Raw genomic sequence first — 6,000 nt, 5'->3', positions numbered from 1 at the left:
GGCCATGGATGGCCCATTGCGGCGGCCCACGGATTCAAGCCGGAGTGAGGGCACACCGAGCCTAGGCGAGGTGCCGAGTGGTGGGGCAAGAGCCCTTTGGTTACTTTGGGGCTTTTCCAAAGTGACCCGCCGTAAGGGCGGAACCCTAAGTGGCCGTGACCTAGATAACGGATATGTACCCGGTCTGATCCAAGATACTGGTCGGCCCAGAGGCCGCCATCGGGGGCAAGCCCCCTCCCACATTTGGACCGAGGTGTATCAGATGGATAACCGTTGGCTGACAGGCCGCCATCGGGAACAAACCCCTTCCCACATTGGGTGGCCATCAAGACACCACCTCCCCAACCACAACCCCCTCAACCCACCACCTGGCCAACGCCAACACATTCGGCGCCTTGAGCAAAGTGAAGTGATTCCCCCCGCCATACCAAACCTGCAACGCACGCCCCTGCCCCCGCCACCCCTCGATCATCAACCCCTGCTCACGCTGATTGCCCGCCGCATCCAGCGCCGGATCCTGCGCCAGCACCAAGCGCACCACCCCGTCATACCGAGCCTGCGGCCGATACACCGTACGCAACGCCGCCGCATAAGTCCGCGCAGGGCCAACCATCGCATCCCCGGCAGACCGCGCCGGCAACAAACCAACCCCAACCATCCCCGCATGCAACGCCTGGCGCTGCGCCACCTCATCACTCGCGGCAAAATCCAGCGGATCGATCCCCAGGGACCTCCCCGCCGCCAACTGCATCGCCTCGATCAACCGCAACAACGCCGCCGTCGACGTATACGGCCGCCCCACCACGCCATTGCCCCCCGGCGACTCACTGTCGATCACCGTCAACGACGCCACCTCGCGGCCCATCGCCTGCAGGCGCAGCGCCATTTCCAGCGCGACCCAGCCGCCAAACGAATGCCCGACCAGGTGCACCGGCCCCGCCGGGCACTCCTGAATCAGCGCCGCCAGATAACACTGCGCCGCCGCTTCCACCTGGCTGTGAGGCACCGCTTCACCGTCCAGCCCACGCGGTTGCAGGCCGTACAACGGCCAGTCCCGCCCCAGCGCCTCGCTCAAGCCGACGAAGCCGGTCACGCTGTCGCCCGCACCGGGTACACAGAACAGCGGCGCATGCCCGGCCTTGCCGCCCTGGATACGCAGCAAGGGCTGATGCGCCGCCTCCATCACCGGTAAAGACTCAGCCAACGCTTGGGCCATCGCCGCGCCCAGGCTGCGGATATGCGGAGCCTGCATCATGCTCTGGTGATTGCCGGGCACTTCAATCTGGCGCAGTTGCCCGGATGCCAGCGCGTCCTCCCAGCCCAACGACTCACTGCGCCGCGACAGTTCGGTCGGCCGTTCCCGGGCGCTGAACAGATGCACCGGAATCGGCAGCGGGAACAGGCTGTAATGCGCCAGCGCATGCCCATGCCCGACTTCGCGCTCGATGAAACTGATCAAGTCGGCGTCCGCGGCCGCCGCCATTTGCGGGTATAACAAACCTTCATCGCGACAACATTGCAGCAGGCCCGCAAGGTCCAACTGTTGAGTGTCTGCTTCCAGTTGCGCCAATCTCGCCACTTCATGCGTGCCTCCTTGTACGGTCCAATGAGCCGTGCACTGCAGCAGCAGATGCCGCTTGAGCGCCTGCGGCCCTTCCCAGCGTGCCTTGCCCTGATCGGTCATGCGCGGCACGAAGGTGTCGATCAGACCAAGGAACGCGACGCTTTCGTCCAGCCCCAACAGTTGCATGGCCACTTCATAGGCAAGCACCCCGCCGAACGACCATCCCGCCACACGGTAGGGTCCGTGCGGCTGGATCTCGCGAATCAGGCCGACCATGCGCGCCGCCAAGCCCTCCATGGTGTTCAGGTGAGCCTCGCCCAGCGCCAGGCCCGGCAGACCATAAATCGGGTAGTCACCCGGCAGGTGCTGACCCAGCGCCGGGAAATACACGTCCATGCCGCTGAACTCGTGCACCAGGAACAAGGCCGGCTGGGCACCGCTGCTGCGCACGGTTACCACCGTGGTGCAGCGCGTTGCCTGCTCGTCACGCTCGCGCAACATCGAGGCCACGTTCGCCACGCTGACGTGCTCAAAGAGCTCGGCCAGGCTCACCTGCAGACCCGCCTCCTCCATCAGGCCGACCAGGCGAATGGCAAGCAAGGAATGACCGCCCAGTTCGAAGAAACTGTCATCGCGGCCGACCTGCTCAAGCTTGAGTACGTCGGCCCATAGCTGACCCAGCCTGTGCTCCAAAGCATCGCGAGGCGGTTCGAACACGCGGTCAGCCGGCGCTTGCAGCGCGGGGACCGGCAAGGCCTTGCGGTCGATCTTGCCATTGGCCGTCAGGGGTAACCGCTCCAGTGGCATGTAGGCTGACGGCACCATGTAGTCCGGGAGTTGTTCCTGCAGATGGGCACGCAGGCTATCGATGCCAACAGGCTCTGCCGCCCAGGTGAAATAGGCCGCCAGGCGTTTGTCGCCCGGTGCGTCTTCACGGGCCAGCACCACCGCCTCCTGAATGGCGGCGTGGGTCGCCAGGCGTGCTTCAATCTCGCCCAGTTCGATACGAAAACCGCGAATTTTCACTTGGTCGTCGTTGCGCCCCACGCACTCCAGCAAGCCGTCCGCGTTCCAGCGACCCAGGTCGCCGGTGCGGTACATCAGGGCCTCGGGCTTGAAGGGGTCGTGCACAAACTGTTCGGCGCTCAATTGCGCACGATTCAAATACCCCAGGGCCACGCCGTCGCCACCGATACAGATTTCACCGGTCACGCCCAACGGCACCGGCTGCAACTGCGCATCCAGGACATAGACCTGAGTATTGGAAATCGGTCGACCGATCGGCACGCTGTCCGTGTTGTCGGCGAGTGCGCGCACCTCATGGGTGGTCGCGTAAGTGGTGGTTTCCGTCGGCCCGTAGCAATGCACAAGACGCAATGCCGGTGCGCGCGCCAACAAGCTGCGGAACGCTGCCGGATCAGCGCGCTCGCCGCCGCACAGGAGGATGCGCAACCCCGCCAGCGCATCGGGTATCAGTTGCACGTACTGATTGAACAGCGCCGTGGTGACGAACAGTATCGTCGCCCCCTCCAACGCAGCGCCAAACGCCACCGGATCGAGCAATATGGAATGATCGATGACCTGCACCTGCCCGCCGTTGAGCAGTGGCCCCCACACATCCATCGTGCTGGCGTCAAAGGCCGGGTTGGAGGCGAATGCCACACGATCACCCGCGTTGAAATCCGCATAGCCGTTGTTGAGGACCAGCCGGGTGATGCCACGATGAGGCACCACTACGCCCTTCGGCGTGCCGGTGGACCCGGAGGTGTACATGACGTAGGCCACGCTGTCCGACGATTGCGACAGGTCGGGGTTGTGGTCAGGTTGCGCATCCAGGGTCAGCGTATCGAGGTCCAGGCGTTGAGCCGGGTAGTCAACGGCTATATCACTACGGGTCAGCAGCCGCACCGCGCCGCTGTCCTGCAGCATGAAACCCTGGCGCTCGGCGGGTGCATTGATATCCAGCGGCACGTAGGCGGCGGCGCATTTCAACACGGCCAGTTGGCCGACTATCAAGTCCACGCCGCGTGGCAGCAGGATCGCTACGCTGTCCCCGGTGTGCACGCCAAGGCCGAGCAGGTGATGGGCCAAGCGGTTGGCGCGAAGGTTGAGGTCAACGTAGCTCACGCGCTGCTCGCCATGCACCAACGCCAGCGCACCGGGACGGGCCCCGGCCTGGGCCTCGAACAAGCGTTGCACCGTGTGTGCACGGGGGAATTGGCGGGCGGTGGCGTTGAAGTCCTCAAGCAATTGTCGGCGTTCGTCGGCCGGCAGGATCGACACAGCGCTGATGGCGCTGTCGACTGTGCCCTCCAACGCCGTCACCATCTGCTCAAGCGCCGTGGCCAGGTAACCGCAAAGACGCCGCGCACCCTGACCCGCTGCGCTCAGACTGAAACTCTCGCCCAGGTCGTCCACACTCATCGACAGGCCGTAGCTGGAGCGCTCCTCGCCCTCGAGCAAATAGATGCCCTGCCATGCCTTTGCTGCATCGTCATTTGGCGTGCCGGGTGCCTCGGCACTGTGACGATAGTTGAACAGCACGTTGAACAACGACGTGCCTGCAGGCACGCTGCTGCAACGCTGCGCCAGCGCCAGGGGCGCGTGTTCGTGCTTGAGCAACTGCGCCAGGCGCGCATGGGTGTCGCGCAGCGCCCCCCGCACCGAGTGGTCACCCAGGTCGACGCGCAGCGGCAAGGTATTGATAAAGACGCCCATCGCCCGTTCGGCCCCTTCGCCGCCCTGCAGGCGGCCCAGCATCACGGTGCCGAACACGACCGACTCGCGCACGGCCACCTTGCCCATGACCAGGGCCCAGGCCAGGTGCATGACGCTGGCAGCGCTCACGCCGGCCCGACGCGCCTGGGCGCGCAGGCGCTGGCTCAGCGCACGATCGAGCAGGCTTTGCACCTGTTCAACCGGGCCCAGCTCGCACAGGCAGGTCGGCTCATCGACGTGGGCGAGCATGTCGCGAAAGAACGCCTCATGCTCTTCGTCGGTGATGCCCAGGCGGGTCTGGGCAACGTAATTGCGATAAGGCACCGGTGCGCTCAGCGTATCGCCTTTGCCCCCCAGGAAGGCCTGCATGTCATGCTTGAGGATGCCCAGGGTCACGTGGTCCATCACCAAGTGGTGAAACAGCAAGGTGGCCACCACGCGCTGCGGTTCCTCGGTGTAGACCAGGCGCATCACCGGTGCCTGAGCCAGGTCCAGGCGCTGCGGCAACGGCCCTTTCTCAACGTGCAGGGACGCCTCACGCCACACAACTTGCATCGGCTCTTGCAAGCCGTCCCAATGGAACGAGGAACGCAGGATGTCATGACGCCGGATCACCGCCTGCAATGCCTCGGCAAATGCGTGCAAGCGTGCCGTGCTGTCGAAGGCAAATTGCGCCTGCAGCACATACACGTCGTCCTCCTGCACCGCGCGGTGGTGGTAGAGAATTCCCTGCTGCAACGGGGCCAGCGGGTAGATATCCTGCACATTGGCGGCCCCGCCGGGGATGGCGGCGACAACAAGGTCGATGGCCGGCTGATCCAGGCGCGCCAGCGTCAGCATGGACGGTGTGATGGCGTCGCAATCGGCGGCGATGCCATTGGCGGGTACGGCCACTTCCCGGCTGCCACCCAGGGTCGCCGCCAGGGCCGTCAACGTCGGCTGGCTGAACAGCACGTTCATGTCCGCCGACAATCCGAGCTGGCGCAGGCGCCCCATCAGGCTCACGGCCATCAATGAATGCCCGCCCAGCTCGAAGAAGTTATCCTGCCGCCCTATACGCTCCACCCCCAGCAACTCGGCCCACACGCTGGCCAGGGCGATTTCGGTATCGCCCTGGGGCGCTTCGTAGTCGCGCACGCTCACCGACTCCACGTCCGGCGCCGGCAGTGCCTTGCGATCGAGCTTGCCGTTGGGGCTCAGCGGCAACGCGTCCAGGCGCACAAACACAGCGGGCACCATGAACGCCGGAAGCTGTTGCGCCAAATGACTGCGCAGCTCAAGGATGTCGCACGCGTCGGCGGTGTAGTAAGCGATCAGGCGTTGCTCACGGGCCACCACCACCGCTTCGTTCACCGCGGGATGCTCGGTCAGTCGCGCCTGGATTTCCCCCAGTTCTATCCGCAAGCCATGGATTTTCACCTGGTCGTCATTGCGCCCCAGGTATTGGAGTGTGCCGTCGGGCAGATAACGGCCGAGGTCACCGGTACGGTACAAGCGTCCCTCGGTAAACGGGTCATCAAGGAAGCGCTCGGCCGTCAGTTCAGGACGATTCAAATAGCCCCGCGCCACTTGCACGCCGCCAATGAACAGCTCGCCCACCACCCCCAGGGGCACCGGCTGCATCTGCGTGTCCAGCACGTACATGCGGGTATTGGCGATCGGTTTGCCGATGGGCGTGTTTTCCGGCACGTCGCAAGGCAGGCAGGACCACGCCGTCA

1 protein-coding gene (only partly in view) is annotated in these 6,000 nt (G+C 64.8%); it reads right to left on the bottom strand.

The genetic code is table 11. The features are described from left to right. Window positions 1–325: 325 nt before the first annotated feature. Window positions 326–6,000, bottom strand: partial view of a non-ribosomal peptide synthetase gene (locus BFQ04_RS25680; RefSeq protein WP_065953194.1) — the end only. The gene runs 8,797 nt beyond the window's last position; only the last 5,675 of its 14,472 coding nucleotides appear in the window; its start codon lies off the right edge, out of view; it ends in the stop codon at window positions 326–328.

The organism is Pseudomonas sp. 37 R 15 (genome assembly GCF_900004865.1).
Lineage (GTDB): Bacteria > Pseudomonadota > Gammaproteobacteria > Pseudomonadales > Pseudomonadaceae > Aquipseudomonas > Aquipseudomonas fluorescens_AM.
The sequence above is the reverse complement of the archived record's forward strand: the minus strand, read 5'-3'. Positions and strand labels throughout refer to the sequence as shown.